The sequence below is a fragment of the Salinicola socius genome (genome assembly GCF_001937195.1).
Classification (GTDB): domain Bacteria; phylum Pseudomonadota; class Gammaproteobacteria; order Pseudomonadales; family Halomonadaceae; genus Salinicola; species Salinicola socius.
The window spans coordinates 1-650 of record NZ_MSDO01000092.1 but is presented as its reverse complement, the minus strand read 5'-3'; the positions used below and the strand labels follow the sequence as shown (position 1 = coordinate 650).

At 57.2% G+C, this 650-nt stretch carries 2 tRNA genes; both read right to left on the bottom strand.

Annotated elements, in window-relative coordinates:
* Positions 1-421 precede the first annotated feature (421 nt).
* Positions 422-498: transfer RNA gene (locus BTW07_RS18985), tRNA-Asp, on the bottom strand.
* 4 nt (positions 499-502) lie between these two features.
* A tRNA-Val gene (locus BTW07_RS18980) sits at positions 503-579 on the bottom strand.
* Between the last annotated feature and the right edge of the window lie 71 nt (positions 580-650).

Genomic DNA, 650 nt, shown 5'->3' with positions numbered 1-650 from the left:
ACCCCATCACCACACGGTTGCGCAGCGTCAGCGAGCCAACTTGCAGAGGACGAAAGAGATTGGGAAAACGCGTCACGAATCGGATCCACTCATGTCGAGGCGCACACCGCCGGCAGCGGTTTCAAACGCGCGTATGAGGGCCAGTGTAACGAAAACCACGACGAGAGCCATTCCACCAAAGCGGTAGCACCGTACGGGTGATATCGAGCGCAAGGATAGGCGTGCAAAGACAGACAGGAGCGACGATTCGCCCGACAGACGGAGGCGGGACCATGGCAAAGGACAGCGGAGAGTATCGAGAACTTCAGAAGTCGAAGCGCAGAACACCGCGGTTATCGCGGTAGCGCCAGACTACGAGGCGTGAAACGTATTGAATGCAGCGAAGCGTGAAACGTATTGAATGCAGCAGAAGACGTCGATATGGCGGACCGGACGAGACTCGAACTCGCGACCTCCGGCGTGACAGGCCGGCATTCTAACCAACTGAACTACCGGTCCGCTATGGTGGGTGGTACGGGACTCGAACCTGTGACCCCCAGCATGTGAAGCTGGTGCTCTAACCAACTGAGCTAACCACCCAAACGTCAAACGATTCAATACCACAAATACGACCAGTGCGAAGCGTGGCGGACCGGACGAGACTCGAACTC